Below are 26,439 nucleotides of genomic sequence, written 5' to 3'. Positions count from 1 at the left end.
TTAACAGCCAGGTGAAACGATCAGTCCGCCAACCAACCGTTCTCCCAGTAACGCAGGTTGTCGCCGCGCAGCACGTAGTCGCGCAGCACCACTTCGCGCAATTGATCGCCCATGCGGTAGCTGGCGTCCGGGTCGGCGAGGTGCATGCGGATGGCTTGCAGCCACTCATCGGTGCTGTTGGTCTTGATCCGGGTGCACGGCAAATAGCCGCGATACGCCTCGGTGTCGGTGCAGATCACCGGGTAGCCGCACGCGCCGTATTCCAGCAGACGCAGGTTGCTCTTGCAGTCGTTGAAGATGTGGAATTCCAGCGGTGCCAATGCCAGGTCGAGGTTCAGGCTGGCCAGTTTGGCCGGGTAGACGTCCAGCCCGATCACCCCGTGGAACTCGTGCATGTACGGACGCAGATCATCCGGGCACATGCCGAAGAATACCCAATCGACTTCATTCGCCAGCTCGCGGACCACATCGGCAATCACCGCCAGGTCACCGTGGTGACTGGTGCCGCCGCCCCAGCCGACCCGGGGTTTTTTCGAGGTGCGGCGCTGGCTGCGCATGTCGTTCCACAGGTGCCTGGACAGCATGTTCGGCACCACGCGAATGTCTTGGTGCATATCCGACAACGCATTACCCAGCGCTTCGGTGGAGACCACTACGCGGTCGCACATACCGATGGCACGCCGCACCAGGCGCTCCATCTCGTCTTTGTTCGGCATATTGCGGATATGCGCGTTGCGATGGGGAACATGGATGACATAGTCATCCAGTTCATAGATCCGCCGGGCATTGGAGTAGGTTTGCAGCGGCACGATTTCGTTGATCGTGCCTTCGGAGTACCGCCCCTGCAGGATGATCACGTCAGGTGACTGGCGCTCGATTTCAATCATCGTGGGCATGTTGTAGTGAATGCGCCCCTCGGCCCGGCCGGCAGCTTCCAATTCGATCATCGGCTGCGTCACGCGGTAATGGCCAATCGCGGAGGCATTGATCGGAACGGCGAGGATCTTCGGCAACTGCGCTTTGGAAAACGGGCTCCAACCGGTACGCAAACCTGGCTCGAGGCTGAAGCTCGAACCGCCCAGCCCCTGCAATGACAGGTTGATGTTGTAAGCCGGGTCACGGGCGATGATCGGCAGCCAGCGTTTGTAGAACACTTCCTGTTCCTGGCTGCGCAACGCCTGTTCGCCTTCCTGCGGCAGCACGACCGGACGTGCACCCAGCGCCAGCCGGGCATACGGCGTCCACACCACCAGGTAACCGTCCTGGCTGATACGCAAACACAGGTCCGCTTCATTGAGGGACTGGGCCAGGTGCGTTTCATCCAGGCCACCGACCGCATCGAACACGGCCTTGCGCACCATCAGGCAATCACCGCCGACGGCGCTCAGGTTGTGTGCGACCTGCAACCGGAACATGTAGCCCGGCGCCTGCAAGGACTCACCATAAAACGGTACGCCGGCCGGCCCTTGCAAGCCGAGGATCAGCCCCGCATGCAACACCCGACCGTCCGGGTTGAACAGCTTGGCACCGACCACGCCGACCTCCGGACGCTGGGCGTGATTGAGCAGCTCATCCAGCCAGTCGCCCTGTGTGATCACCGTGTAAGGGTTGAGCATCAGGACGTAATCACCGCCGGCCTGCTTCACCGCAAAGTTGCACACGGCCGCGGCATTGCCTTGCTGTGGATACGCCAGCACGCGAATCCGCTCGCTGCCCAGCCCTGCCATGCCAGCCAGCCAGGCCCGTGCCTCGGCAGTTTCGCTGCCATTGTCGACCAACAACAATTCGTAATCGCCGTAGGCGGTTTTCTCCAGCAGGCTTTCAACGCAACGCTGCAAAGCGACGGTCTGGTCCTTGCTGATGATAATGATCGACACCAAGGGCCGGGCCGTGTGCTGATAGTCGACACGGTTGATCAATTCGCCGCTGGCGCTGCGGTTCTCATAGTGCACGCCCAAGCGTTGCAAATGCGCGTCCAGCAACAACGGGCTGTTATCCACCACGTCAGCGTGAGCCAGCCACTTGGCCAGATCGAATGTCGACTCCAGCAACACTTCGGCGATGTGTCCGATCACCTGCGTGCCGTCCTCCTCAACCATGCGCCAAAGCACATCGTGTGGCGCCAGTTCCCCGTGCACCGAGTCGAACCCGCCCAGGGCCAGGAAACGTTCGCGCTTGAATGCCAGGGCTCGCCCGACGTAGGGGTAGCTGCGCATCAGGTCAAGGTTGAAGTCGGGCTTGAAGGCCGGTTCGGCCGATTCCCCCTGACGCAAACTGCCTTCGTCGCTGTACAGGCACGCCAGGACCGGCGACAGGACAATCCGCTCGGCCATGGCCAACAAGGCCGGCGCCACCAGGCGATCACCGGCACGCAGCAGGTAAAACCAGTCAGCACCTTGCAACTGCGGCAACAGTTCATTGACCTGCGCCAGCCAGTCCTCTTGCAATGGCAAACGGAAGACTCGTTCATCCAGCGCAGCTTCGGTGCACGACGCGGACAACACCAGTGTCAGCTCGGGCGCGTAGTCCTGCGCGGCAAGCGACTGCAGGGTCAGCTCCAGGGCCGATCGGCTGCCGAGTTCATCGATGATGACCGGGACGATTTTCGGGGTGTGGGTCCAACCGGCGATGGTGTCCGGTAATAGCAACCGTTGACCGTCATTGAGGACACGGCACGCCAGCCACTGCGCATAGAGCTCGGCAAAACTGTTGCTGGCAATGCCGACAAGCCATTCCTGGGCACTTTGCTTGGTGCCCAGGGTTCGGCTCAAGGGCAATTCTTCCCAGACCCGGGGCGACTCTTCGGTCCGTGTCAACGGCAGATAACGAACCCAGCCCGGTGCCGGCGCGGACTCGCCACTGCGCGCCTTGAGCATCTGCAAAATCCATTCACGCTCAACTTCTACGGCGTCCTTCATCGCTTGCTGAGCGCTCAAGCGCTCCGGGTAAAGGCGCTCGACACTGAGCACGTTGTTGGACATCACCAGATTGCCGCGCCGCAACAGGCACACGTACAAGGCAAAATCGAGGGTCGCCACAAAGCAATGACCCGCCTGGGACAGTGCAGGCAACAACTCCAGCACGTCCGCCCGACGGAACAGCGCATTGCTGAAACCACCGAGGATGTTGACCGGGAAATTCTCGAAAATCGCCAGCAGGTCGTCACCCTTGAACAGGCCGCTCACCGGGGACAGCGACGTGTTCTCCAGACGCGAAGGCAGCAGCATGTCATCGGCGTCCCAGAACAAACGCTGGGCCAGCACCAGGCTCACTTCATCACGCGCCATCAGCTCTTGGGCCTGCTGCTCGATGCACGCGGTGAACAGGTGATCGTCATCACAGAGAAACTTGATGAACTCGCCCTGGGCCTCTTCCAGACAGGCCTGCAAGTTGCCCACCATCCCGAGCGTGCGCGGGTTGCGCACATAGCGCACGGCAACGCCGGATTGCCCGGAGATCAAGATGACCGCCTCTTCGATCTCACTGCCACGGCTGTCGTCGCACACAATGATCTCGAGATTGCCATAACCCTGAGTCACGGCACTGTGCAACGCACGACTGAAAAAGCGCGGATTGAAGGCAGGAATGACGAGGCTGACTAGAGGGAGTGAATTCACGGCGGACTCGCAGGCGGCGTGAGCTCGCCCAGTAAAGCGAGCCCTTTGAACCGCGGAAAAAGACAGTAGATATCAGAGGGGCAGCAGTGACCGGGCGCTTGCGCGCCCGGCTACTGTCAGATCTTGTTGAACAGGCCCAGCGACGTGATCTTGCTGAACGCCAATTGAGCGGCTTGCAGCATGGTCTGTTGCAGGGTCAGGCGAGTCATCACTTCAGCAGGATCGGAGTCACGAATCGAGCCTTGGGTAGCGGTGTTCGCCAGGCTCAGGCTCTGGTTGGTCGTGGACTGATCGTCCAGCGACTGACCGCGCGCACCAATGGAAGTAACGGCTGAGCCCAACTGGTCAGTGGCGCTGTCCAGGTTGGCCAGGCCCGAATCCATGGCGGCCTGGAATTGTTGCTTGGCCACGGTGTTGCCGTCGATTGGCGAGTTCAGAGCGGTGATCATCTTGCCCAGGGTATCGAGCACGTTCTGGGTCTGGTGATCATTGGCCTGCACGGCGAACTGATCGCCGGCAGCCGGTGTGCCGCCGCCCAGCGTGAAGGTCACGCCTGCCGCGGTGGCGGTAGCCGGAGGACCCGCCACCACAGCACCCGACGATACCGGACGGCTGTCGGCCGTCACTGGCGCCGCGTACAAATCGAACGCGGTAGCGCTGGTGAACTTGAGGATCGCCCCGCCCGACGGGAACGCCGCGTTGTAGGCCGTCGGGTTGGTCACCGAGGAACCGGTGACGACCGCGGTGGACGCGTTGCCGGCGCTGCGCACGGCACCGATGGTGTCCGGGTTGGCCGTCAACTGGAAGGTGTGGCCGGCAATGACCGTATCCGGTACGTCGCCCGACTTGAGGTTGATGTTCAGGTTCAGATCGACACCACGGAAATTGACCACCTGGTTGGCGCCGTTGCTGTTGCTGAACGCGCCGTTCTGGCTGGCCTCGGTCGTGACGTCGTTGCCCAGCCCGTCGGTGATCTTCAACTGGGTGCTGCTCAGGAAGGTGACCGTGTACGGCTGGCCGCTGGCAAACTTGGAGTCGTAGGTGGCGCTGTTGGTCACCTGGCCGTTGGACAGGACCACGCGACCATCATCCACCGCCGGCGCGGTCATGGCAGCCTGGGTGCGGCTGGTGTTGATGGTCTGCTGGAACGCGTCCCAACCGGTGGTGTTGCTGGCCACGGTCAAGCCGTCGCCGATGCCCAGGTCGATGTGGGTCTGGTCACCGTTGTAGCTGTAGGTGCCGTCGGAATTCTGGGTGTACGGCGGGGTGTCGGTTTTCGATCCGGAGAACAGGTAGTTGCCAGCCGAATCCTTGGAGTTCATCAGGCCCAGCACTTGCTGCTGGATCTGGCCCAATTCTGCCGCAAAGGCCTTGCGGTCATCGTCGGTGGTAATGCCGTTGTTGGCACTGAGGCCGATTTCCTTGGCGCGCTGCAAGGCGGTGCCGATGGAGTCCAGGGTGGTCTCTTGCAGGCTCAGCGAACTCTTGGTCGAACTGATGTTGGCGTTGTACTGATCCAGCATCGCGCTCTGTTGGCCGAGTTGCAGCAAACGACCGGCACCGATCGGATCGTCGGAGGCCGTGTTGACGCGGGTCAGGCTGCTGGCTTCGTTGCTGGTCGCGATCGCCTTGTTGAAGTTGCGCTGATAGTTGGCAGCGGTTGTCTCGTAATACTGGGCGGTGGAAATGCGCATGAATTACGACTCCTTAAAGGCTGTTGATCAGCGTGCTGAAAGTTTCCTGCGCAGCCTTGATGATCTGCGAAGAGGCGGTGTAGTACTGCTGGTATTTGACCAGGTTGCCGGTTTCTTCATCCAGGTCGACCCCGGACAGCGAATCACGGGCGCCCTTGGCCTGAGTCAGGATCGCCGTGGTGGCGGCACTGTCGGACTTGCCCTGGGCCGCCTTGCTGCCGACGTTGGTCACCAGCGTGTTGTAGGCGTCGGTCAGGCTGATGCCCTTGCTCGCCGAACCGGTGTCCACGGTCTGCTTGGTTTGCAGGCCAACCAGCGCCTGGGCGTTGCGGTTGTCCGAAGACGCCGCGCCGGTCAGGGACATGGAGAAGCTTTCGCCAGTGCCGGGCGAACCGCCCACGGTGGTCTGCACGGTGAAGGTTTTCTGCACCGGCGGCGTACCGCCCATGATCGGCGTACCCGTGGCGTCGACCATCGGGACTTTCAAGCTCAGGGTGTTGTCCTGGCCCGGAACAATGGTGCCGCTGCCCAGCGGGTTGCCTTGGGCGTCGGTCATGCTGTAGGTCTGGCTGCCACCGCTGGGGGCACCGAAGGTGATCTTGACCGGCGTCGAGTATTTGAGCCCGGTCTGCATGTCGGACTGGTTCGTCGAGTTGTAGATATCGATGGTGCTGGTCAGCGTCGGCTGGGTGTACGTGCCGCTGGCCTTGGAGCTGGCCACACCGGTCAACGGCGCGGCGGCGGCGATTTTTTTCGGGTCGGTCAGTACGGTCTGGATGCTGGCTGCGGCGCCGCGGGTCGGGGTCACCTTGAAGCTGTCGCCGGCGCTCAGGGCACCGCCGTTCAGCGACAGGCTGAAACCGTCGATCACCGGAGGCGGAGTCGTCGTGGTACTGAAGGTGCCCATATCGGTGCCATCGGAGCGCTTGACGCTGTAGTCCGTGGCGCTGGTGAAGGTCACCTGATAATCGCTGGTGGTCAGCTTGCCGGTGTCCTTGATGGTGACATCCAGGTTACCGGAACCTGCGCTGTTGCTCGCATTGCCAATACTGCGCTGACTGATCAGCGCGGCACTGTTGATGTTGTTGAAGATCGCCGCGCCGAACTCGCCGTTCTTGTCGATGCCTTGGGCTTGCTGACTGTTGATCTGATCAGCCACCACCAGGGCCACGCGCCCCAGCTCATTGAGCGACGGGTCGAGCACTTCCTTGCGGTAGGTCAGCAGGCCACCGATTTCGCCGCCGCTGACCACCGAGGTAATGTCGATGGTGCTGGAGCCACGATCCATTTGCAGCGCCATGCGCGACGGATCGTCTTTGCTCGGCACGGTGCCCAGGGTGTTCGTCGTGTTGCCGATCACCAACGGCTGGCCGCTGCCGATGTAGATGTCATAGCTGGTGCCGCGTTCGACAACTTGCGCGCCGACCATCTCGGACAATTGGCGCACCGCTTCGTTACGGGTGTCTAGCAGGTCGTTCGGCTGGCCGCCGCTGGTGGAGATTTCGCCAATCTTCTGATTGAGGTTGGCAATCGAAGTGGCCAGTTTGTTCACCTGCGACGCCATGTCAGCCAGGCTGCCATTGATGGTGGTGTTCTGGTCGTTCAGCTGCTTGGCGATGCTGTTGAAGCGGGCGCTCAACGCCTGGGCGCCGGTCAGCACCGATTGACGCGAGGTATCGTCAGTTGCCGATGTCGACACACCTTGTACCGAGGTAAAGAATTTCTGCAACACGCCAGTCAGGCCGGTGTTGGTATCCGACAACGAGGCGTCCAGCGGCGTGGCCTGGGCCAGGTACGACGCGGACTCGCTGTTGAGCGAGGTGGCGGTGCGCAATTGCGAATCGAGGTAAGAGTTGTACACCCGACGCACATCGGCCAGGGTCGTACCGGTGCCAATGAAGACGTTCCCGTACTGTTGCGAGGCCTTGGTGCCCTGCACGGTTTGCTGACGCGAATAACCGGCGGTGTCGACGTTGGCAATGTTGTTGCCTGTCACAGCCAGGGAGGATTGGCTAGCCGCCAGACCCGACATCCCGATATTGAGCAAACTCATGGTTCAGACCTTATGCCTTGTGCCTATAAAGGCGTGGTGGAAGCGCCCGCCGCAGCGTAGTTTTGGTAACTCGTCATCTGCTTGGCTATCTGCGAAATCTTGTTGGCGTAGTTCGGGTCGGTTGCATAACCGGCCTTTTGCAACTCGCGCACAAACTGTTCTGGGTTATCGGCCGACTTCACGACATCTTGATAGCGATTATTGGATTGCAGCAACGTCACAAGGTCATGGAAGCTGTCCTTGTAAGAGGCGTAGGAACGGAACTCGGCCGTCTCCTTGACCATCGCGCCATCCCTGAATTCGCTGGTGATCGCCCGCGCCGAATCGCCCTTCCAACTGCTGCCGGTCTTGATGCCGAACAGGTTGTGACTGCTGCTGCCGTCCTGGGCGCGCGTGACCGATTTGCCCCAACCGGTTTCGAGCGCAGCCTGGGCCACCAGGTAACGCGGATCGACGCCGATGCGGTCGGCGGCTTCCTTGGCCATCGGCAACATGGTGTTGACGAATTCGTCAGCGGAACTGAAGGCTTTCTTCGCTGGCGCCAGAGGAATCTGCGCCATTGCGCGACCGTAAATCTGCATCTGCCCGCTCGACGCCGATGCAGTTGCTGACGGCAACCAGTCGCCGTTGTACAGCGGGCCCGCGCCGGTCGGCGTGGTGGTGGCGCGCTCAGGCAACAGGTTTTTGAGGGAGGTGGCCGCGGTCGTGGTGCTGGACGCGGTGGACGGCACCAGGCCGGCGAGCAAACGGTCGGCCAGTTTCGGCGGCAAGGCCAGACGCCGCTGATTGAGCAGCGCCACGTCATTGCTGTGAGCGGCCGTCGCTGTCGGCGACTTGACCCCGCGCGAAGCCCACAACGGACGCTCGCCGTTAAGGCGCGACAACGGGCCATTCGTGGCGACTGTACCGGCGGCCACCGGCGTGGTGATCGCTTCGGCCTTGGCTTTCGCCGCCTCCTGCTTGGCCGCCGAGTTCGCTGCCGCCTCACCTGGGGCCAGCGGTTTGTTCTTCGACATCTGGCGCATCAGCACGTCCGCCAGGCCAATACCGCCGCCTTCGCGAGACATGGAAACGGCCAACTGCTGGTCGGACATTTCCTGGTATTGCTTGGCGGCCGGGGTGTTGAGCGGATTGTCCTTGCCCAGTTCGTCGGTGGCCGAGCGCATGGACTTGAGCATTTCACCGAGGAACAGCGACTCGAATTCCTGCGCAACCTTGCGCATGTTCCCGTCGCTGTTCTTGTCGCCGATCTTGAGTTGGTTCAGACGATTGAGGTCCGAGTAAGAACCCGAGTCGCTGGTGCTGAGAGTGCCGCTCTTGCGCATGTCCATGGTCGACGTCCTCAGATCACGATCAGGTCGGCTTGCAACGCGCCGGCCTGTTTCAGTGCTTCAAGGATGGCCATCAAGTCACCCGGCGCCGCGCCGACCTGGTTCACCGCACGAACGATTTCGTCGAGGGTGGTGCCTGGGCCGAACTTGAACATGGGCTTGGCTTCTTGCTGGGCGTTGACCCGCGAGCGCGGCACGACCGCGGTCTGCCCATTGGACAGAGGGCCGGGCTGGCTGACGATCGGGTCTTCGGTGATGGTCACAGTCAGGCTGCCGTGGGTCACGGCGGCCGGGGACACTTTCACGTTCTGGCCGATCACGATGGTGCCGGTGCGGGAGTTGATGATGACTTTCGCCACCGCCTGGCCCGGATCGACTTCAAGGTTTTCCAGAATCGACAGGTAGTCGACGCGCTGGCTCGGGTCCAGTGGCGCGGTGACGCGGATCGAACCGCCGTCGATGGCCTGGGCCACGCCAGGGCCGAGCAGGTCGTTGATCTTGTCGACCACGCGCTTGGCGGTGGTGAAGTCGGAACGGTTGAGGTTCAGGGTCAGGCTGTTGCCCTGGTTGAAACCGCTCGGCACCGAACGCTCCACCGACGCACCGCCAGGGATACGACCGGCCGACGGAACGTTGACAGTGATCTTCGAACCGTCGCGACCTTCGGCATCGAAACCGCCGACCACCAGGTTGCCCTGGGCGATGGCGTAGACGTTGCCGTCGATACCTTTGAGCGGCGTCAGCAGCAAGGTGCCGCCGCGCAGGCTTTTGGAGTTACCGATGGAGGACACGGTGATATCCACCTGCTGACCCGGCTTGGCAAACGCCGGCAAGTCCGCACTGATCGACACCGCCGCGACGTTCTTCAACTGCACGTTGCCCGAACCCGGCGGCACCTTGATCCCGAACTGCGAGAGCATGTTGTTGAAGGTTTGCAGGGTGAACGGGGTCTGGGTCGTCTGGTCGCCGGTGCCGTTAAGCCCGACCACCAGGCCGTAACCGATCAATTGGTTGGTCCGCACGCCGGAAATGCTGGCGATGTCCTTCAACCGCTCGGCTTGAGCGGTGAAGGCTGCGGACATCAACAAGGCAGCGACCATGAGACTTCTGAAGTTCAACGTAGCCACCTAGAAAGGGAACAGCGGGCTGAGGAAGAAACGGTCGAACCAGCCTGGCTGACTCGCATCGGCAAACGCACCGGTGCCCGAATAGGTGATACGTGCATCAGCGACGCGGGTCGACGACACGGTGTTATCGGTGGCGATGTCATCGGCGCGCACCAGGCCGGCAATCCGCACCAGTTCATCGCCCGAGTTCAGGGTCATCCACTTCTCGCCGCGCACGGCGATGATGCCGTTGGGCAAGACGTCAGCGACAGTCACGGTGATCGAACCGGTCAGGCTGTTGCTCTGGCCGGATTTGCTGGCGCCGTTGGTAGCGCGGTCGCCGCTGTAGCCGACGTCCAGGCTCAGGTCGCCGCTGCCCACCGGGTTATTGGTGCTCAAGCCGCCACCGAACAGCGAAGACAAACCGATGCCGGTCTTGCTGGTCTTGTCGATCTGCGAGTTGGCGCCTTTGCTGGCCTGGGTCTTCTCGTTCAGGGTGATGGTGATGATGTCACCGACCCGGAACGCCTTGCGGTCGCTGTACAGGTTCTGTTCGAAACCGGCCTGGTAGATCGAGCCGTTATTGGCGGCAGCCGGCAACGGCGTGCGCGGCAACACCGGGGCGTAATAAGGGTCATTGGGCTTGGGCGTCGGCGCGACGCAGCCCGCGAGTGCGACTACCCCACTCAGTGCCAGAACAGATACAAAGCGATTCATGACCCTACCTCACGGTGTTGCTGGCGACCGCATGGCCGCCCCATAGACTTGATTACAGATTCTGCGTTACGAACGAGAGCATCTGGTCGGCGGTGGAGATCACCTTGGAGTTCATCTCGTAGGCGCGTTGAGTGGTGATCATGTTGACCATCTCTTCAACAGTGCTGACGTTGGAACCTTCCAGGGTGTTCTGCAGCGTGGTACCGAAACCGTTCAGGCCCGGGGTGCCGACTTGCGGCGCGCCACTGGCGGCGGTTTCCAGGAACAGGTTGTTACCCACCGCTTGCAGGCCGGCCGGGTTGATGAAGTCGGCGGTTTGCAAGTTGCCGATCACCTGGGAGGCCGGGTTGCCGGGAACGGTGATGGACACCGTGCCGTCAGTACCGACCGTGAAGGTCTGGGCGTTGTTCGGAATGACAATGGCTGGTTCCAGGGCGAAACCGCTGGCGTTCACGATCTGGCCGTTGGAGTCGAGGTGGAAGGTGCCGTCACGGGTGTAGGACGTGGTGCCGTCCGGTTGCAGAATCTGGAAAAAACCGCGACCGTCGACCGCCAGGTCCAACGGTTGCTCGGTGGTTTGCAGGCTGCCGGCGGAGAAGTTTTTCTGGGTGCCGACGATGCGCACACCAGTACCCAATTGCAGACCGGACGGCAGTTCGCTGTCCTGGGTCGACTGGGCGCCAGGCTGGCGTTTGATCTGGTAGAGCAAGTCCTGGAACTCGGCGCGATCACGTTTGAAACCCGTGGTCGATACGTTCGCCAGGTTGTTGGAAATTGTGGTCAGGTTAGTGTCCTGGGCGGACAGACCTGTTTTGGCAACCCATAGAGCCGGAAGCATTTCGATTCTCCTCGTGCGCCTGTTTTACGGCGCGACGTTCTGGTAATTAGCTGATCTGCAAGACCCGAGCCATGGCCTGGTCATCGTCTTTGGCGGTGTTCATCATCTTGATGTGCAGCTCGAATTGCTTCGACAAGGCCAGCACCGAGGTCATTTCTTCCACGGCGTTGACGTTGCTCGACTCCAGGAACCCGGACACCAGCTTGACGCCTGCATCGGCTTGCGCCGGCTTGCCGTCCTTGGTGTGGATCGAACCATCCAGGCCTTTGGTCATGTTCTTCAGGTCAGGGTTGACCAGTTTGATCCGGTCGATTTCGGCCATCACGCGCGGGCCTTCACCCATCGAACGAATGCTGATGGTGCCGTCTTCGCCCACTTCGATTTTCTGCTCGGGCGGCACGGCAATCGGCCCGCCATTGCCCATTACCGGCATACCGTTGCCGGCGCGCAACACACCCAAGGCGTCAATGTTCAGGCTGCCGGTGCGCACGTAGCTTTCGCTGCCGTCAGGGCTCTGCACCGCGATCCAGCCGTTGCCGGTGACGGCCACGTCGAGGTCACGACCGGTTTCCACCATCGAACCTGGCGAGAAGTCGGTGGCCGGACGTTCGCTCATGGCAAAGGCACGCGCCGGAAAGCTGTCACCAAACACCGGCATCGAACGGGCCTGTTCCAGGTCCTTTTGAAAACCGTTGGTGGAGATGTTCGCCAGATTGTTCGCGTGAGCCTTCTGCGCCAGTGCATTCTGGCTGGCGCCGGTCATTGCCACATAAAGGTACTTATCCACACTCAATCCTCTGCATGCCGGACGTTTGCCGCCCACCGCTGTACTGATGAGCCTTAAGCAATTTGCAGACCAACTTTTTTCTGACGGCCCGGGGCCCGGCAAACAAAGGACTTGAGGGGTTTGGAGGGGATGAGGGGATTGTGTCGAAGTCGAAAAACCGGCGGTGTTATGCCGGTAAGTGGCAAAGATTGAACTGCAGGTTGCCAGGACGACCGCCTTCGCGAGCAAGCCCGCTCCCACAGGGAAATGCGATCACCTGTGGGAGCGGGCTTGCTCGCGAAGGGGCCCTGACAGCCCCAACCACTATTGGCTATGACTCAGTCTTGCCGACGTCATACTCGCGCAACTTATTGGCAATGGTCGTATGCGAAACCCCCAACCGCTTACCCAACTGCCGACTGCTCGGATGTTCGGAATACAACCGCTCCAACACCGCTTTCTCAAAGCGCCCGACAATCGCATCCAGCCCGCCTTCCAGCGAGAAATCGCCAAGGGGCTGACGCACGCCGTAGTCGGGCAATCGAATGTGCTCAGCCTTGACCGTCCCGCCCTCGCACAACGAAACCGCCTGGAACAACACATTTTCCAACTGCCGGACATTGCCCGGCCAATGGTAATGGCTGAGCCGTTCCATCGCCGCCGGCGCCAGTTTCGGCAACGGACAACCGATCTGCCGACTGGCCTGGTCGAGGAAGTGCTCCACCAGCGGCGTCAAACCGTCGAGGCATTCGCGCAGTGGCGGGATGTGCAACGACAGCACGTTCAAGCGGTGATACAAATCCTGGCGAAACTCGCCGCGGGCGCACAACTCGGACAAGTCCACCTGGGTCGCACAGATCACCCGCACGTCCAGGTAGACCTCTTCATCACTGCCTACACGGCGGAAGCAACCGTCCTGCAAGAAGCGCAGTAATTTCACCTGCAAGCGCGGACTCATTTCCCCAACGCCATCGAGAAACAACGTACCGCCCGCCGTCAGCTCCAGCAGCCCGAGCTTGCCTTCGGCCCGCGCCCCTTCGAACGCGCCGGGGCCATAACCGAACAACTCGGTCTCGGCCATGGACTCCGGCAGACCGGCGCAGTTAAGCGCCATCAGCGGTGACTGGCCGCGCGGGCTGGCCAAGTGACAGGCCCGCGCCAGCAGTTCTTTGCCGGTGCCGGTTTCGCCTTCTATCAATAGCGGCGCATCCAGCGGTGCCATGCGCCGGGCCTCGCGCACCACCGCAGCCATGACTTTCGAACTCTGGAAGATGCTGTCGAAACCGCGCAGCTCTTGTTTGCGCACGTTATAGATGCGCTCGCCGACCCGGTCCGCCCGGTGCAACGTCAACACCGCGCCGGCCATGGCCTCGCTGTCGTCGTGCTCCGATTGCAGCGGGGCGATGTCGGCGAGAAACACGTCACCCTTGACCTTCACCCGCAGCCCGTTGATCCGCGACTTGTTGGCGCGCACCAGTTCCGGCAAATCGAAATCCTCGGCGTAACGGGACAAGGGAATCCCCGGCACCTCGTCCACCCGCACTCCGAGCAACTGCGCCGCCGCGCGGTTGGCCGCGACGATGGAACCGCCCATGTCGATCGACAGCACCGGGAACTCCAGGGCGCCGAGCAGCGCATTGAGTTCCATATGCCGACGCTCGCTGGGCATCAGTCCTACACGCTTGACGCCGAATACTCCGCCAATCGCTTCGAATTTCGGACGCAGCGCCTGGAACTGGATGTTGATCAGGTTCGGGCAATGCAGGTAGATCGCATTGCCATGCTCACCGCCGACCTCGCCGCGCGCGACGTTGATCCCGTATTCCACCAACAGATTGAGGATGTCGCGCAGGATGCCGATGCGGTTTTGGCAGTGGACTTTGATACGCATATAAAAGGCCTGAAAAAGCGGTGAGTGAATTGGATGCCAAACACTTCACCCTGTGGGAGCGGGCTTGCTCGCGAAGGCGTCGTGTCAGCCAATGATGATGTCGACTGACACTCCCTCTTCGCGAGCAAGCCCGCTCCCACAAGGGGGATTGCGGTGTCCTCGGGGGCATTTTTCTGCAAGGGCACTCAGATAGTCGTCAAGATTATGTGACACCCAGAGCGCTTTTCAAACCCGAAAAACTCAATACCTGCGCCACAGCCATCAATCCGTAACGAAAACTTTACGAAAAACACGGATTTCTCCTACGCGCGATCCGAATCACCTGCTGCATCACCACACGCCTTGGGGTATCTCTAGGTCCATAGCTGTACATAACAAGAACGACTTCCCCCTAGCAGGAGAGCAGCATGAAGCAGACGCAATACGTGGCCCGCGAGCCCGATGCGCAAGGTTTTATCGACTACCCCGCCGAAGAACACGCGGTGTGGAACACGCTGATCACTCGCCAACTGAAAGTGATCGAAGGGCGTGCGTGCCAGGAATACCTGGACGGTATCGAAAAACTCGGTCTGCCCCACGACCGCATTCCGCAACTGGGTGAGATCAACAAAGTTCTCGGTGAAACCACCGGTTGGCAAGTGGCCCGGGTTCCGGCGCTCATCCCCTTCCAGACCTTTTTCGAATTGCTCGCCAACAAACAGTTTCCGGTAGCGACGTTTATCCGTACCCGCGAAGAGCTGGATTACCTGCAAGAGCCAGACATTTTCCACGAGATCTTTGGCCACTGCCCGTTGCTGACCAACCCGTGGTTTGCTGAATTTACCCACACCTACGGCAAACTCGGCCTACAGGCCACCAAGGAAGAACGCGTGTACCTGGCGCGTTTGTACTGGATGACCATCGAATTCGGCATGGTCGATACGCCAGAGGGCCTGCGCATCTACGGCGGCGGCATCCTGTCCTCGCCGAAAGAAACCGTTTACTGCATGTCGGACGAGCCGGAGCATCAAGCCTTCGATCCGCTGGAATGCATGCGCACGCCGTATCGCATCGACATCCTGCAGCCGCTGTACTTTGTGCTGCCCAATCTCAAGCGCCTGTTCGACGTGGCCCATGAAGACATCATGGCGATGGTCAAGCAAGGCATGCAGCTGGGCTTGCACGCACCGAAATTCCCACCCAAACCCAAGGCCGCGTGAACCGCGACTTTTACTGACAAGTGAGCCTGTCAGTCGGCGCGGCTTTGGTTTAGCGTGACGGCATTGACGGCCGATATAGCCCATATAAAAACTCGATACAGGAAACAGACCATGTCCGCTTTGAACCAAGCCCATTGCGAAGCCTGCCAAGCCGGCGCCCCTCAGGTCAGCGACGAAGAGTTGCCGGTACTGATCAAACAGATCCCGGACTGGAACATCGAAGTCCGCGACAGCGTGATGCAGCTGGAAAAGGTTTTCCTGTTCAAGAATTTCAAGCACGCCCTGGCCTTCACCAACGCGGTGGGTGAAATCTCCGAGGCCGAAGGTCACCACCCGGGCCTGCTGACCGAGTGGGGCAAAGTCACCGTGACCTGGTGGAGCCACTCGATCAAGGGCCTGCACCGCAACGACTTCATCATGGCCGCGCGCACAGATGACGTGGCCAAGGATGCCGAGGGCCGCAAATAATGCATTTCGACGCCATCGGCCGAGTACCCGGCGACCCGATTCTCGGCCTGATGGAGGCCTATGCGCAGGACCCCAACCCGCGCAAATTCGATCTGGGTGTGGGCGTCTATAAAGATGCCCAGGGCCTGACGCCGATTCCGCAATCGGTGAAACTCGCCGAGGCGCGCCTGGTGGATCGCCAGACCACCAAGACCTACATCGGTGGTCATGGTGAACCAGCGTTCGGCAAAGTCATGAACGAACTGGTGCTCGGCGCCGATTCGGCACTGATCGCCGAGCAACGGGCCGGCGTCACCCAGACGCCGGGCGGCACCGGCGCATTGCGCTTGAGCGCGGACTTCATTGCGCAAATGCTGCCGGGCCGTGGCGTCTGGTTGAGCAACCCGACTTGGCCGATCCACGAAACGATTTTCGCCACGGCCGGGGTCAAGGTCAGTCACTACCCGTACGTGGGCAGCGACAACCGTCTCGACGTTGATGCGATGCTCGCGGTGCTCAACGAAGCCCCCAAGGGCGACGTGGTGCTGCTGCACGCCTGCTGCCACAACCCGACCGGTTTCGATTTGTCCCATGACGATTGGCGTCGGGTGCTCGACGTGGTACGACGCCGCGAGTTGTTGCCGCTGATCGACTTCGCCTACCAGGGTTTCGGCGACGGTTTGGAACAGGACGCCTGGTCCACCCGTTTGTTCGTCGACGCGTTGCCGGAAGTGCTGATCACCAGTTCCTGCTCGAAGAACTTCGGCCTGTACCGCGACCGCACCGGTGCGCTGATTGTCTGCGCGAAAACCGCCGAGAAATTGGTGGATATCCGCAGTCAACTGGCCAACATCGCCCGCAACCTGTGGTCGACCCCACCGGATCATGGTGCCGCCGTCGTGGCGACCATCCTCGGCGACCCCGAGCTGAAAAGTCTGTGGGCCGACGAAGTAGAAGCCATGCGTTTGCGCACCGCGCAACTGCGCACTGGCCTGGTGGAAGCCCTTGAGCCCCACGGCTTGCGCGAGCGCTTTGCGCACATCGGCGTGCAACGCGGGATGTTCTCCTACACCGGGTTGACGGCGGAGCAGGTCAAACAGTTGCGCGATCATCACAGCGTGTACATGGTCAACTCCGGCCGGGCCAACGTGGCGGGGATTGATGCGACGCGTTTGGCGCTGCTGGCCGAGGCGATAGCTGAAGTCTGCAAGTAACCTCGAGCCATTACACATCCCTATGTGGGAGCGGGCTTGCTCGCGAATGCGGAGTGTCAGTTGACATCAACTGACTGATACACCGCATTCGCGAGCAAGCCCGCTCCCACATTTGATTTGTGTGACTGCTGTAGACCTGTCTAGACAATCCCATTCGTCGAAACAAATGGATATAAAAGTCTGTTTGTCATTTCTCCTGCTGTATCCTGCCCAAGCTTTTTAAAAGCGCGGATCTACCAGATCTATCAACAGACTTTGCGAGGAGCGCGAACATGCACGAGATCCCTAATCTCCCCTTCCCAAGCCTGCACGAAACTGAGCAGACACCCCCGCAACAAGCCAGTGCCCAACAGCCTGAGCCGAAAGAAGCCACTGACAGTCGAAAGGCTGACAGCGAAGACTGAAACACCTGCAATGCCAGACCGTGTGGAAAGCGCTAACATGCGCTTTCCACACCGCCTGAACCCCGAGCACCCTGCCATGACCGATGACTTTTCTGAAACCCAGGCCAGCGTTCTGATCGGCACCGCCGAGAAAATGATCGAGATCTGGAATCGCCTCTCCCCGGAAAAACAAGCCGCCCTGCTCGCCCGTTTCGGCAGTGAAGAAAACGCCCTCGCCGCCCTGGTCACCACGCAACTGGTCGCCCCGGCCAAATCCTGACTCATCCCGCCCAACAAATAGTTTTACTTTTCCACGACCGCTCGCCCCTCGCGCCGCTATCATAAGCAGCCTATCTATCCTGCTGCCCCGTGGACTTTTACCCATGTCAGAAAACCAGCGCCCCCTGGCGGTCACGCTGCAAGTCGTTTCCATCGTCCTGTTCACCTTCATCGGCTACCTCAACATCGGCATTCCCCTGGCCGTATTACCGGGTTACGTCCACAGCGACCTGGGTTTCGGCGCGGTCATCGCCGGGCTGGTGATCAGCGTGCAATACCTGGCCACCCTGCTCAGCCGGCCTTACGCCGGGCGCATTATCGACAACAAGGGCAGCAAACTGGCGGTGATGTACGGCCTCGCCGGTTGCGGTTTGAGTGGGGTGTTCATGCTGATTTCAGCCTGGACCCAAAGCCTGCCGATGCTGAGCCTGATCAGCTTGCTGATCGGCCGACTGGTGCTCGGCAGCGCGGAAAGCCTCGTGGGCTCGGGCTCGATCGGCTGGGGCATCGGCCGGGTCGGCGCGGCGAATACTGCCAAAGTGATCTCCTGGAACGGCATCGCAAGCTACGGCGCCATCGCCATCGGTGCGCCGCTGGGCGTGCTGCTGGTCGATCAAATGGGTTTGTGGAGCATGGGCGTGAGCATCGTGCTGCTGGCGGTGCTGGGCCTTGCGCTGGCCTGGCCGAAAACCGCCGCGCCGATTGTGGTCGGTGAACGCCTGCCGTTCATGCATGTGCTGGGTCGGGTGTTGCCCCACGGCTGCGGCCTGGCGCTGGGCTCGATCGGTTTCGGCACCATCGCCACCTTCATCACCTTGTATTACGCCACGCAGCATTGGTCGAACGCGGTGCTCTGCCTGAGCCTGTTCGGGGCCAGCTTCATTGGTGCGCGGCTGCTGTTCGGCAACCTGATCAACCGCCTCGGCGGGTTTCGCGTGGCGATTGCCTGCCTGTCGGTGGAAACCCTGGGCTTGTTACTGCTGTGGCTCGCGCCGGACGCCCACTGGGCACTGGCCGGTGCGGCACTGAGCGGTTTCGGCTTCTCACTGGTATTCCCGGCGCTGGGCGTGGAAGCGGTCAACCTGGTGCCGGCCTCCAGTCGCGGCGCGGCGGTCGGGGCTTATTCGCTGTTCATCGATTTGTCGCTGGGGATTACCGGGCCACTGGCCGGTGCAATTGCAGCGGGATTCGGCTTTGCGTCGATCTTCCTGTTCGCTGCCCTCGCCGCGCTTAGCGGTTTGGCGCTGAGCGTTTATCTGTACCGGCAAGCACCGAAGTATCGCGAAGAAAGAGAGCCCCGCTAGAAGTCGATCTTACCGCGCCCGGCCTTGATGCTGCCGCGCTTGGTCTTGGACTCCAGCCGACGCTTCTTCGAACCGAGGGTCGGCTTGGTCGGGCGGCGCTTCTTTTCGACTTTGGTGGCGCTAAGAATCAATTCCACCAACCGTTCCAGCGCATCAGCGCGGTTGGCTTCCTGCGTGCGATATTGCTGGGCCTTGATGATCAACACGCCGTCGCTGGTGATACGGCTGTCCCGCAACGCCAGCAGCCGCTCCTTATAGAACTCGGGCAACGACGAGGCCGGTATGTCGAAGCGCAGATGCATGGCGCTGGAGACCTTGTTGACGTTCTGCCCTCCCGCGCCCTGGGCACGAATGGCAGTCAATTCGATCTCGGCATCCGGCAGATGCACGTTGTTGGAGATTACCAGCATGGAAAAGCGTCCGGGTTCAGGACGTGCAGGATACCGCGAATGCGGCTTTGAAAAACGGATCGCTACGGTTGCACCCTAGCCAGTCTTATGCGTGCCCACGCATTCTCGGAATATAAAAGCGCAAACCAAAAAAAACCAGAATTGAGTAAGTGACCAAGTAGGCGACATTCAAGCCCCAACCGCCCAAAGGAATAACCTCAGTTATGCACCAGACTATAATTCCCGTCGACAAGCCTGAGCAGCCTAAAACCAGGCAAGTAACAGAAAGGTAATATCGAACATTTTCAAGCATCAGTAAGCCCTTTCATTGCTGACAGGATCGAATCTAAAAAGTTGCGCAGATTCAGGATGCTGACTGTCGCGCAGCGCCATCAACCGCTCCTTGTAAAATTCGGGCAAGGAAGAGGCCGGAATATCGAACCGCAGGTGCATCGAGCTAGGGACCTTGCTGAAGTTCTGACATCGGCGCCTTGGGCGTGGATGGCGGTCAATTCGATCTCGGCATCCGGCAGGTGCACTTTGTTGGAGATTACCAGCATGGAGACGCATCCGAGTTTCGGGGTGTGCAGGATACCGCGAATAACGAACTGAATATCTGACAATCATTGGAACAGGCCTTTCCGAATCTTTCAGAACCACAATTAACAAACCTAAAAAAACAGTTGCTTTTATTCGCCCAACTTTACTAACCTAACAAATCATATCAATGAGGCTTCACAACTAATGCTCCTTGAAAAAATTCGATATTATCTTGCCGTCACTCTCCTAGTACTAGGCTGCTCTGGACTACCCTCAGGGCTGATTGTATTCGGCATAAGAAAAATAATTCACATAGATGAAAAATACTTAAACAAAGTTTACCTAGCAACATATGCTATCGTTGTTTTTTTTGGATTGATTATATACATCCCAAGAATGCACGGAAAAACATAGTAACTAAACCCTCATAGCACCCCCACTTAAGAACCTGACATCTCTTGAGATCTAATTATATTTATCGTGAGAAAGTCAACAAACACCTCAAAGGCCAGCGTTAGTTTTCCCGTCTGTTGGTAAGCTCTTTCGTAGTTTATCGGGTCACGCCTGAAAAGTTCAAAAGCCTCAGGCCTTTGAACTCTCCTAAAAACCCCATACGCTGACAAAATCAAATCCAAGGAGTAATAAGCCACATCCCCCCTGTCATCATCAAAGGCAGTTCTGTAGATATTCCTAATGGGTCCAACAGTGCCGGACGCGTCCGGCCCATAGTAGATATTCGCCATCCCTTCATAAATGTTATTCGCTCCGTGTCCAACCATCAGCGCTCCCGGAACAACACCTAATACGCCAACTCCCGGGGTAGCAGCGATTGAAACCCCCGTTTTAATCTGCATTGCACCCGCCGCCACCCCAATACCATTCTGCAGGTAAAACCGCGCCCTTGAAGCCAACGCCTCATACTCAGCCCTGATTTCCTGACCCCCTTCCCAAGCGCTGATCAGCCCTTCATCGACTGCCTGAATAACTTCATTGGCAAACGAAGAAATCATCGATCCAAATCGCAGCCGCATAAGACCGTCAGGAAAATGCGTCATGCCAATGTTGCATCCGACTGCAACCAAATCGGAAGCCGCTCGCGTTACATCATGAATATCACAAGCGTCTTCATTCACCCTCTTCCCTCCATGAACTATAAGCGCTTGTCGCTGCGGTTACATGGGCCCAGGCGATTTCTCTATATCGAATCGCTACCTGCTCCTGCGGTTCGGCATCATTCATGCGAATAGCGTGGGGCACTTGCTGACTGATATGCGCAATTCGCGCACCGTTGAGGTGTATTGAGTAATAGCGCTCCTGTCCTCCAGCCGAGGCGGTGCGGTAGAAGTTGATCGTACATTCAACCTCCTCACGCTCATGCAACGCACTCGCCAGCAGGGGTGATGCTTTATCAATCGCTTTGGTGATCACGATCGGCATGTGTTTACCACGATCACCGGCCATGTTGCCTTCATTACCAGTCGTCATATCGTGCGAGAACGCCAACACCAGGATCTCATCTTCGTGATCAAACTGGCATTTGTGACCAATAGAGCTATTACCTGAGCAACCGGCAGAGATAAAACCTTGACGTTTACCGGTAATCGTCATGTAGCTGTTACTGGCCATATACGCCGCTCGTTAATGTTTTCGGGACGCCAGACTAAGATAAAAAAGACCCTGTAGGTTGTAGTCCACTTCCGAATTAACAAGCTTCATTCTGTTTTTGCAATTTTCCGAAGCCACTGTAGTACATGGCAACTACACATGTAGGAACCAGGCTTCAGAAGCCCATCCGCAATATATCTTTATATATCTACACCTGGCCTTCTGACGGCAGCCTTCTACGCTAAAGCCTCCGGATCACGCCGATCAGTCGCTTAAATGGAGAGACCTATGCCTCGTCGCTTGCTTGCTGCTTTCTGCCTGCTGCTGTCATTCAACGCGGCTCACGCCGTCGAACGCTGGGAAACACTGCCGGACACCCCCGCTCCAATCACCAGTGCAAAAACCGGCCGTGCCGACGTCAACGGCATCAAGCTCTACTACTCGATTACCGGCCACGGCTCTCCTGTCGTGTTGCTGCACGGCGGTCTGGCCAATTCCGATTACTGGGGCAATCAGGTCAAGGCTCTCTCGGCGAAGCACACCGTCATCACACTCGATAGCCGTGGCCATGGTCGCAGCTCCCGAGATGCGCGACCTTACGGTTATGACTTGATGGCGGACGACGTCATCGCGGTGCTCGACAAGCTGAAGATCGAGCGCGCTGATTTCGTGGGCTGGAGTGACGGCGCGATTCTCGGGCTGGATCTGGCGATGCGCTATCCGCAGCGTGTCGGCAAAGTGTTCGCCTTCGCCGCCAATACCCAGACCTCGGGGGTCAAGGAAGGCGTAGAGAAGAACCCGACCTTCGCCGCCTACATCGAACGCGCCGGCAAGGAATACGCGAAGCTGTCGCCGACGCCCAAGGAATATGATGCGTTCGTCGAGCAAATCAGCCACATGTGGGCGAGCCAGCCGAACTGGACCAGCGAAGACCTGGCGAAAATCAAAAGCCCGGTGTTGATCGTTGACGGCGACCATGACGAGGCGATCAAGCGCGAACACACCGAATACATGGCATCGGCCATCCCCGGTGCCGGCCTGCTGATCCTGCCGAATGTCAGCCATTTCGCGTTTATCCAGGACCCGGCGTTTTTCAATGCGTCGGTGCAGAGCTTTCTGGATGAAAAGTAATCACTGACACCACAGCCTCACTCCCACAGTGGTTGTGTGCTGTTCTCCGGCAGTGTGTTCAACACAAATCCAGTGTGGGAGCGGGCTTGCTCGCGAAGAGGGCGTGCCAGACGACATCTTCATCGTCTGACACGACGCCTTCGCGAGCAAGCCCGCTCCCACAGTGAGTTTTGTGTAAACCCTGAAAACAACAAACCCGGCACAAGGCCGGGTTTGTTGTTTTTGCACTCTGCGTTACTTCACGCTTGAGCTGGCAGCCTGCAGCGTGTGTTGGGCGCTGCGCTTGTTCTTGATGCCGTAGCAGATCCACATGAACGCGACCCACACCGGGATCGCATACACCGAGATCTGGATCCCCGGAATCAGCAACATCACGCACAAGATGAACGCCACGAACGCCAGGCAGATGTAGTTCCCGTATGGGTACCACAGGGCCTTGAACAGCGGCGTCTGTTGGGTCTTGTCCATGTGCTGACGGAATTTGAAGTGCGAGAAGCTGATCATCGCCCAGTTGATCACCAGGGTGGCCACCACCAGCGACATCAACAGTTCCAGCGCATTTTGCGGGATCAGGTAGTTCAGCAGCACGGCAATCAACGTCACTGCCGCCGACGCCAGGATCGAACGCACCGGCACGCCGCGCTTGTCGATCTTCGCCAGGGCTTTCGGCGCATCGCCCTGCTCGGCCATGCCCAGCAGCATGCGGCTGTTGCAGTAGGTGCCGCTGTTGTACACCGACAATGCTGCGGTCAGGACCACGAAGTTGAGGATGTGCGCAGCGGTGTTGCTGCCGAGCATCGAGAACACTTGCACGAACGGGCTACCGCTGTAGGAATCGCCCGATGCGTTCAGGGTCGCCAGCAGACTGTCCCATGGCGTCAGCGACAGCAGGATGACCAGGGCGCCGATGTAGAAAATCAGGATCCGGTAGATCACCTGGTTGATGGCTTTCGGGATCACGGTTTTCGGCTTGTCGGCTTCGGCTGCGGTGAAGCCGAGCATTTCCAGGCCACCGAAGGAAAACATGATGATCGCCATGGCCATCACCAGACCGCTGACACCGTTCGGGAAGAAGCCACCGTGGGACCACAGGTTGCTCACCGACGCTTGCGGGCCGCCATTACCGCTGACCAGCAAATAGCTGCCCAGGGCGATCATGCCGACAATCGCCACGACCTTGATGATCGCGAACCAGAACTCGGCCTCGCCGAAGACTTTGACGTTGGCCAGGTTGATCAGGTTGATCAGCACGAAGAAACCGGCGGCCGAGACCCAGGTCGGGATGTCCGGTGCCCAGTAGTGGATGTATTTGCCGACCGCGGTCAGCTCCGACATGCCCACCAGGATGTACAGGATCCAGCAGTTCCAGCCCGACAGGAAGCCAGCGAAACCGCCCCAGTATTTGTGCGCGAAGTGGCTGAAGGAACCGGCGACCGGCTCTTCGACGATCATTTCGCCGAGCTGACGCATGATCATGAAAGCAATGAAGCCGCAGATGGCGTAGCCGAGGATCATCGACGGGCCGGCGGATTTGAGGACGCCCGCCGAACCGAGGAACAGCCCGGTACCGATCGCGCCACCGAGGGCGATCAGTTGAATATGGCGATTTTTCAGGCCGCGTTTCAGCTCGCCTGAATGCGAGTTTTGTCCACTCATGAAAAGGGTCTCACGCAAGGTTTGATGATGTTCAGTAGACGTTGCTGCTCAGTTGCAATTTCAAGCAGCGCCGATCAAACCCCAGCGCAAGCACCAGGAGTTCAGCGTATTTACAACGGTCATGCGTCACCTGTTTGTTTTTATCTGTGACGAAATCGAACCCGACACGCTTGTGGCGCGGCGGAGTGAACAAGACGGGTAGCCTTGAAATTTACGCAGATGCGCAGGAGATCACAGTTAAAACGCGGCGCATTGTACACCGCTAACCCCCTGCTGCCAGACACGCGAGTCAGCGCGTCTGTTGCCGGGATTGCCTGTGTCCGCCCTGGGAGTGCCGGGCGGCTGCAAAAAAGAGGTCAGACCTTTGCAGGTCATCGACGCGGGCGAGCAAAAAACCGGCCCACGGGGAGAGATGGAAATGCGTCACGGCGTTCATTGCGCCTCCTTCTTGTTATGCACCTGCACGGCAGGCATGGGGGGCATCTCACCCTTCCTGTGCTGCTGAAACAAGCGCGCCAGAGCCTTGCAGGGTCGTTAAAGAACGGACTTTCGGAAGGTTTTCCTTACAGTCCTGAAAAGGGCCTCATTCGAAGGGTATTGACGGTGGAATTCGTAAAACGTCCGTTACATGCCGTAACGAAAACTTGCCAAATCAGATCTTTCCGCAGGCTGACTGCAAATTGACGTTAGGAAGCTTCCTAAGGAAAAGGTCGAGTCAGTTTTCTGTTTTTTATAAAGAAATTCGCAGTCAAAAAATGGAATAAAAAATTCAAACAAATCTTATTTAATTATTTTTTTGCATTCCAAAACCCTGTGAACTAGGTTTTCAGCGACTTGCCGGACCGCATCGATCGGCAAGTTGGCGGGTTATTCACTGATTGAAAAACACGCCGCTGTTCCTATTCAACAGTCGTAAAAGTCATCTGGGAGATTCACTATGCAACTGGACAAAGACTTGGAAACTGAACTGCAACTGGACGATTGGTTTGAAGCGCCGACCCATGACGCCGCCGTTGAAATGATGCAAGCCGACGCGGTTGTTCCGTTCGGCACGGCGATGTGGCCTCTGTAAGCCATCCCGGCGGGCACGATCCGGCCGGTTGTGCCTGCCCCATTTGCTCGGTTTGTCAGGGAGGACTACATGGATAAGCAACGCGCTATCTCGCATTTCCTTTACTACCTCGAACAACACCCGGCCCTCGTCGGCATCAACCCGGCGAAGGTCTTGCTCGGCCACACCGCGGATTACGAGGCACTGACCGGCGCCATCGCCGAACAGGCGGGTAACAGCTCACCGTTCAGCTTCAGCGCCATGCGCCTGGATCTGGAACCCACGGATTTTCTGGCTCAGGCGATTGCCGACAGCGATCTGTACATTTTCTTCTACGACTCTTCCACCCTGCCCAACCCACGCCCCGAAGGCCCGGAATTTCTCCGCGCACTGCAAGGAGTGATGGCGCAAAACTGGAAGAAGTCGCTGCTGTTCAAGGATTACGGCGATTACTTCTACGACACGTTCAGTGTCACCCCGCAGCGCATTGCCGGGTTGAACAGCCACTTGATCCAGCGCATGTCCCACGCGACAACCCTCAGTTTCAAAGATGACCATGGCTCGTGGTTTGAAACACCGCTGAGCAGTATCAAGAAGTGGACCGACATCAACGGTGTCGGCAACTTCGACCTGGCACCCGGTGAGATCGCCACCCACAGCGAGGAGATCAATGGCCGGGTGAAGTTCATGGGGACGTTCCTCAGCACCATTCCGTTTGCCCGCAAATACGGGGTGCTGGAGTCGCCGCTGGAGTTGTGGATCGAGAACTCGACCATCAGCAAAATCGCCACGGACGTGCCGGGGCTTGAGCACGATTTCAATAAATACCTGGATGCCAATCCGTCGAACCGGCGGATCGAAGAGTTGGGCATTGGCACCAACGAAGGCGTGAAGGATCTGTATGCACGCAACGCCGGGTTCGAGGAGCGCCATTGCGGCTTGCACCTGGGATTGGGCGGCGGGGCCAAGGGCAGTCATCACCTGGACCTGATCTTCTCCGGTGGCGTGTTGGCGCTGGATGATGAGCCGGTGTTTGATGGGCGGTTTGTGTTTTAACTGCTGAAATGGCGGTGCTGCTTCTGGCGCCTTCGCGGGCAAGCCCGCTCCCACATTTGATCGCATTTCTGCGAGACAACTCGGTCACCTGTGGGAGCGGGCTTGCCCGCGAAGAGGCCCGACCATTCACCGAACCACTACAGCCAGACCAAAAAAAACGCCAACCCGAAGG

Annotated in this window: 22 protein-coding genes and 1 pseudogene; 8 read left to right on the top strand and 15 right to left on the bottom strand. The window is 59.1% G+C overall.

Annotation, left to right across the window (positions count from 1 at the left end; all coding sequences use genetic code 11):
- Positions 1 to 20 precede the first annotated feature (20 nt).
- The 9 genes from ACIQY3_RS06450 to ACIQY3_RS06410 form a co-directional block, all read right to left on the bottom strand.
- Positions 21 to 3,617, bottom strand: coding sequence for a glycosyltransferase (locus tag ACIQY3_RS06450; protein ID WP_403018053.1), 3,597 nt, complete (start codon positions 3,615 to 3,617; stop codon positions 21 to 23).
- Between the two features lie 116 nt (positions 3,618 to 3,733).
- Complete coding sequence (locus ACIQY3_RS06445) at positions 3,734 to 5,311, bottom strand: flagellar hook-associated protein 3 (protein ID WP_403018052.1); 1,578 nt, start codon at positions 5,309 to 5,311, stop codon at positions 3,734 to 3,736.
- A 13-nt stretch (positions 5,312 to 5,324) separates the two neighbouring features.
- On the bottom strand, positions 5,325 to 7,364 hold the full coding sequence (flgK, locus tag ACIQY3_RS06440; protein ID WP_403018051.1) for a flagellar hook-associated protein FlgK: 2,040 nt from the start codon (positions 7,362 to 7,364) through the stop codon (positions 5,325 to 5,327).
- A gap of 23 nt (positions 7,365 to 7,387) precedes the next feature.
- Positions 7,388 to 8,695, bottom strand: coding sequence for a flagellar assembly peptidoglycan hydrolase FlgJ (gene flgJ / locus ACIQY3_RS06435; RefSeq protein ID WP_403018050.1), 1,308 nt, complete (start codon positions 8,693 to 8,695; stop codon positions 7,388 to 7,390).
- Between the two features lie 11 nt (positions 8,696 to 8,706).
- Positions 8,707 to 9,795, bottom strand: coding sequence for a flagellar basal body P-ring protein FlgI (locus tag ACIQY3_RS06430; RefSeq protein WP_163909044.1), 1,089 nt, complete (start codon positions 9,793 to 9,795; stop codon positions 8,707 to 8,709).
- A 27-nt stretch (positions 9,796 to 9,822) separates the two neighbouring features.
- On the bottom strand, positions 9,823 to 10,518 hold the full coding sequence (gene flgH / locus ACIQY3_RS06425) for a flagellar basal body L-ring protein FlgH (protein ID WP_403018048.1): 696 nt from the start codon (positions 10,516 to 10,518) through the stop codon (positions 9,823 to 9,825).
- Positions 10,519 to 10,570: 52 nt separating this feature from the next.
- On the bottom strand, positions 10,571 to 11,356 hold the full coding sequence (gene flgG, locus ACIQY3_RS06420; RefSeq protein ID WP_054049256.1) for a flagellar basal-body rod protein FlgG: 786 nt from the start codon (positions 11,354 to 11,356) through the stop codon (positions 10,571 to 10,573).
- A gap of 46 nt (positions 11,357 to 11,402) precedes the next feature.
- A complete protein-coding gene (locus tag ACIQY3_RS06415; RefSeq protein WP_054615772.1) occupies positions 11,403 to 12,143 on the bottom strand; it encodes a flagellar basal body rod protein FlgF in 741 nt (246 codons plus the stop codon).
- 310 nt (positions 12,144 to 12,453) lie between these two features.
- The gene (locus ACIQY3_RS06410) at positions 12,454 to 14,013 is read right to left on the bottom strand and encodes a sigma-54-dependent transcriptional regulator (RefSeq protein WP_403018046.1); all 1,560 of its coding nucleotides are present in this window, start codon (positions 14,011 to 14,013) and stop codon (positions 12,454 to 12,456) included.
- 407 nt (positions 14,014 to 14,420) lie between these two features.
- Here ACIQY3_RS06410 and phhA point away from each other — a divergent pair, with 407 nt between their 5' ends.
- The 5 genes from phhA (at position 14,421) to ACIQY3_RS06385 (ending at position 18,839) form a co-directional block, all read left to right on the top strand.
- Entirely contained in the window at positions 14,421 to 15,212 is a 792-nt protein-coding gene (gene phhA / locus ACIQY3_RS06405) for a phenylalanine 4-monooxygenase (RefSeq protein WP_054049250.1), read from the top strand.
- Positions 15,213 to 15,323: 111 nt separating this feature from the next.
- Positions 15,324 to 15,680, top strand: coding sequence for a 4a-hydroxytetrahydrobiopterin dehydratase (locus tag ACIQY3_RS06400; protein WP_054049248.1), 357 nt, complete (start codon positions 15,324 to 15,326; stop codon positions 15,678 to 15,680).
- Positions 15,680 to 16,873 carry an amino acid aminotransferase gene (locus ACIQY3_RS06395; protein WP_403018045.1) on the top strand — a complete coding sequence of 398 codons (1,194 nt, stop codon included), beginning with the start codon at positions 15,680 to 15,682 and terminating at the stop codon, positions 16,871 to 16,873. The genes ACIQY3_RS06400 and ACIQY3_RS06395 overlap by 1 nt, the downstream gene beginning before the upstream one ends.
- 480 nt (positions 16,874 to 17,353) lie before the next feature.
- Positions 17,354 to 17,536, top strand: a complete 183-nt coding sequence (locus ACIQY3_RS06390; protein ID WP_054049614.1) for a hypothetical protein — start codon at positions 17,354 to 17,356, stop codon at positions 17,534 to 17,536.
- Positions 17,537 to 17,639: 103 nt separating this feature from the next.
- Positions 17,640 to 18,839: an MFS transporter gene (locus tag ACIQY3_RS06385; protein WP_403018044.1), complete on the top strand. Its 1,200-nt coding sequence runs from the start codon at positions 17,640 to 17,642 to the stop codon at positions 18,837 to 18,839.
- On the opposite strand, the gene arfB is transcribed toward ACIQY3_RS06385, so the two are convergent.
- The 4 genes and pseudogenes from arfB to ACIQY3_RS06365 all read right to left on the bottom strand — a co-directional run bounded on the left by arfB (position 18,836) and on the right by ACIQY3_RS06365 (position 21,394).
- The gene (gene arfB, locus ACIQY3_RS06380; RefSeq protein WP_010461917.1) at positions 18,836 to 19,249 is read right to left on the bottom strand and encodes an alternative ribosome rescue aminoacyl-tRNA hydrolase ArfB; all 414 of its coding nucleotides are present in this window, start codon (positions 19,247 to 19,249) and stop codon (positions 18,836 to 18,838) included. The two genes, ACIQY3_RS06385 and arfB, sit on opposite strands and share 4 nt — an antisense overlap.
- Positions 19,250 to 19,600: 351 nt before the next feature.
- Positions 19,601 to 19,788, bottom strand: a pseudogene (locus tag ACIQY3_RS06375) (aminoacyl-tRNA hydrolase); the annotation flags it as partial.
- Positions 19,789 to 20,208: 420 nt separating this feature from the next.
- Positions 20,209 to 20,901, bottom strand: a complete 693-nt coding sequence (locus ACIQY3_RS06370; protein ID WP_403018043.1) for a DUF4225 domain-containing protein — start codon at positions 20,899 to 20,901, stop codon at positions 20,209 to 20,211.
- On the bottom strand, positions 20,894 to 21,394 hold the full coding sequence (locus tag ACIQY3_RS06365; RefSeq protein WP_403018042.1) for an Hcp family type VI secretion system effector: 501 nt from the start codon (positions 21,392 to 21,394) through the stop codon (positions 20,894 to 20,896). Before ACIQY3_RS06365 ends, ACIQY3_RS06370 begins: the two co-directional genes overlap by 8 nt.
- Before the next feature lie 267 nt (positions 21,395 to 21,661).
- On the opposite strand from ACIQY3_RS06365, the gene ACIQY3_RS06360 reads away from it, so the two are divergent.
- A complete protein-coding gene (locus ACIQY3_RS06360; RefSeq protein WP_403018041.1) occupies positions 21,662 to 22,504 on the top strand; it encodes an alpha/beta fold hydrolase in 843 nt (280 codons plus the stop codon).
- Between the two features lie 234 nt (positions 22,505 to 22,738).
- Here ACIQY3_RS06360 and ACIQY3_RS06355 read toward each other — a convergent pair whose 3' ends face one another.
- Positions 22,739 to 24,160 carry an amino acid permease gene (locus ACIQY3_RS06355; RefSeq protein ID WP_403018040.1) on the bottom strand — a complete coding sequence of 474 codons (1,422 nt, stop codon included), beginning with the start codon at positions 24,158 to 24,160 and terminating at the stop codon, positions 22,739 to 22,741.
- Between the two features lie 289 nt (positions 24,161 to 24,449).
- A complete protein-coding gene (locus ACIQY3_RS06350; protein WP_403018039.1) occupies positions 24,450 to 24,596 on the bottom strand; it encodes a hypothetical protein in 147 nt (48 codons plus the stop codon).
- Between the two features lie 501 nt (positions 24,597 to 25,097).
- On the opposite strand from ACIQY3_RS06350, the gene ACIQY3_RS06345 reads away from it, so the two are divergent.
- Both ACIQY3_RS06345 and ACIQY3_RS06340 read left to right on the top strand, forming a co-directional pair.
- On the top strand, positions 25,098 to 25,232 hold the full coding sequence (locus tag ACIQY3_RS06345; protein ID WP_259698148.1) for a hypothetical protein: 135 nt from the start codon (positions 25,098 to 25,100) through the stop codon (positions 25,230 to 25,232).
- A gap of 69 nt (positions 25,233 to 25,301) precedes the next feature.
- The gene (locus ACIQY3_RS06340; RefSeq protein ID WP_403018038.1) at positions 25,302 to 26,267 is read left to right on the top strand and encodes a leucyl aminopeptidase; all 966 of its coding nucleotides are present in this window, start codon (positions 25,302 to 25,304) and stop codon (positions 26,265 to 26,267) included.
- Positions 26,268 to 26,439 lie beyond the last annotated feature (172 nt).

The organism is Pseudomonas sp. NPDC096950, assembly GCF_044762525.1.
In the GTDB taxonomy this organism is placed as follows: domain Bacteria; phylum Pseudomonadota; class Gammaproteobacteria; order Pseudomonadales; family Pseudomonadaceae; genus Aquipseudomonas.
The sequence above is the reverse complement of the archived record's forward strand: the minus strand, read 5'-3'. Positions and strand labels throughout refer to the sequence as shown.

What these genes read in the sequence shown, in the direction of transcription:
- ACIQY3_RS06445 (WP_403018052.1), bottom strand. Translation starts at nt 5,311, where the DNA reads ATGCGCATTTCCACCGCCCAGTATTACGAGACAACCGCTGCCAACTAT.
- flgK (WP_403018051.1), bottom strand. Translation starts at nt 7,364, where the DNA reads ATGAGTTTGCTCAATATCGGGATGTCGGGTCTGGCGGCTAGCCAATCC.
- flgJ (WP_403018050.1), bottom strand. Translation starts at nt 8,695, where the DNA reads ATGGACATGCGCAAGAGCGGCACTCTCAGCACCAGCGACTCGGGTTCT.
- ACIQY3_RS06430 (WP_163909044.1), bottom strand. Translation starts at nt 9,795, where the DNA reads ATGGTCGCTGCCTTGTTGATGTCCGCAGCCTTCACCGCTCAAGCCGAG.
- flgH (WP_403018048.1), bottom strand. Translation starts at nt 10,518, where the DNA reads ATGAATCGCTTTGTATCTGTTCTGGCACTGAGTGGGGTAGTCGCACTC.
- flgG (WP_054049256.1), bottom strand. Translation starts at nt 11,356, where the DNA reads ATGCTTCCGGCTCTATGGGTTGCCAAAACAGGTCTGTCCGCCCAGGAC.
- ACIQY3_RS06410 (WP_403018046.1), bottom strand. Translation starts at nt 14,013, where the DNA reads ATGCGTATCAAAGTCCACTGCCAAAACCGCATCGGCATCCTGCGCGAC.
- phhA (WP_054049250.1), top strand. Translation starts at nt 14,421, where the DNA reads ATGAAGCAGACGCAATACGTGGCCCGCGAGCCCGATGCGCAAGGTTTT.
- ACIQY3_RS06400 (WP_054049248.1), top strand. Translation starts at nt 15,324, where the DNA reads ATGTCCGCTTTGAACCAAGCCCATTGCGAAGCCTGCCAAGCCGGCGCC.
- ACIQY3_RS06395 (WP_403018045.1), top strand. Translation starts at nt 15,680, where the DNA reads ATGCATTTCGACGCCATCGGCCGAGTACCCGGCGACCCGATTCTCGGC.
- ACIQY3_RS06390 (WP_054049614.1), top strand. Translation starts at nt 17,354, where the DNA reads ATGACCGATGACTTTTCTGAAACCCAGGCCAGCGTTCTGATCGGCACC.
- ACIQY3_RS06385 (WP_403018044.1), top strand. Translation starts at nt 17,640, where the DNA reads ATGTCAGAAAACCAGCGCCCCCTGGCGGTCACGCTGCAAGTCGTTTCC.
- arfB (WP_010461917.1), bottom strand. Translation starts at nt 19,249, where the DNA reads ATGCTGGTAATCTCCAACAACGTGCATCTGCCGGATGCCGAGATCGAA.
- ACIQY3_RS06365 (WP_403018042.1), bottom strand. Translation starts at nt 21,394, where the DNA reads ATGGCCAGTAACAGCTACATGACGATTACCGGTAAACGTCAAGGTTTT.
- ACIQY3_RS06360 (WP_403018041.1), top strand. Translation starts at nt 21,662, where the DNA reads ATGCCTCGTCGCTTGCTTGCTGCTTTCTGCCTGCTGCTGTCATTCAAC.
- ACIQY3_RS06355 (WP_403018040.1), bottom strand. Translation starts at nt 24,160, where the DNA reads ATGAGTGGACAAAACTCGCATTCAGGCGAGCTGAAACGCGGCCTGAAA.
- ACIQY3_RS06350 (WP_403018039.1), bottom strand. Translation starts at nt 24,596, where the DNA reads ATGAACGCCGTGACGCATTTCCATCTCTCCCCGTGGGCCGGTTTTTTG.
- ACIQY3_RS06345 (WP_259698148.1), top strand. Translation starts at nt 25,098, where the DNA reads ATGCAACTGGACAAAGACTTGGAAACTGAACTGCAACTGGACGATTGG.
- ACIQY3_RS06340 (WP_403018038.1), top strand. Translation starts at nt 25,302, where the DNA reads ATGGATAAGCAACGCGCTATCTCGCATTTCCTTTACTACCTCGAACAA.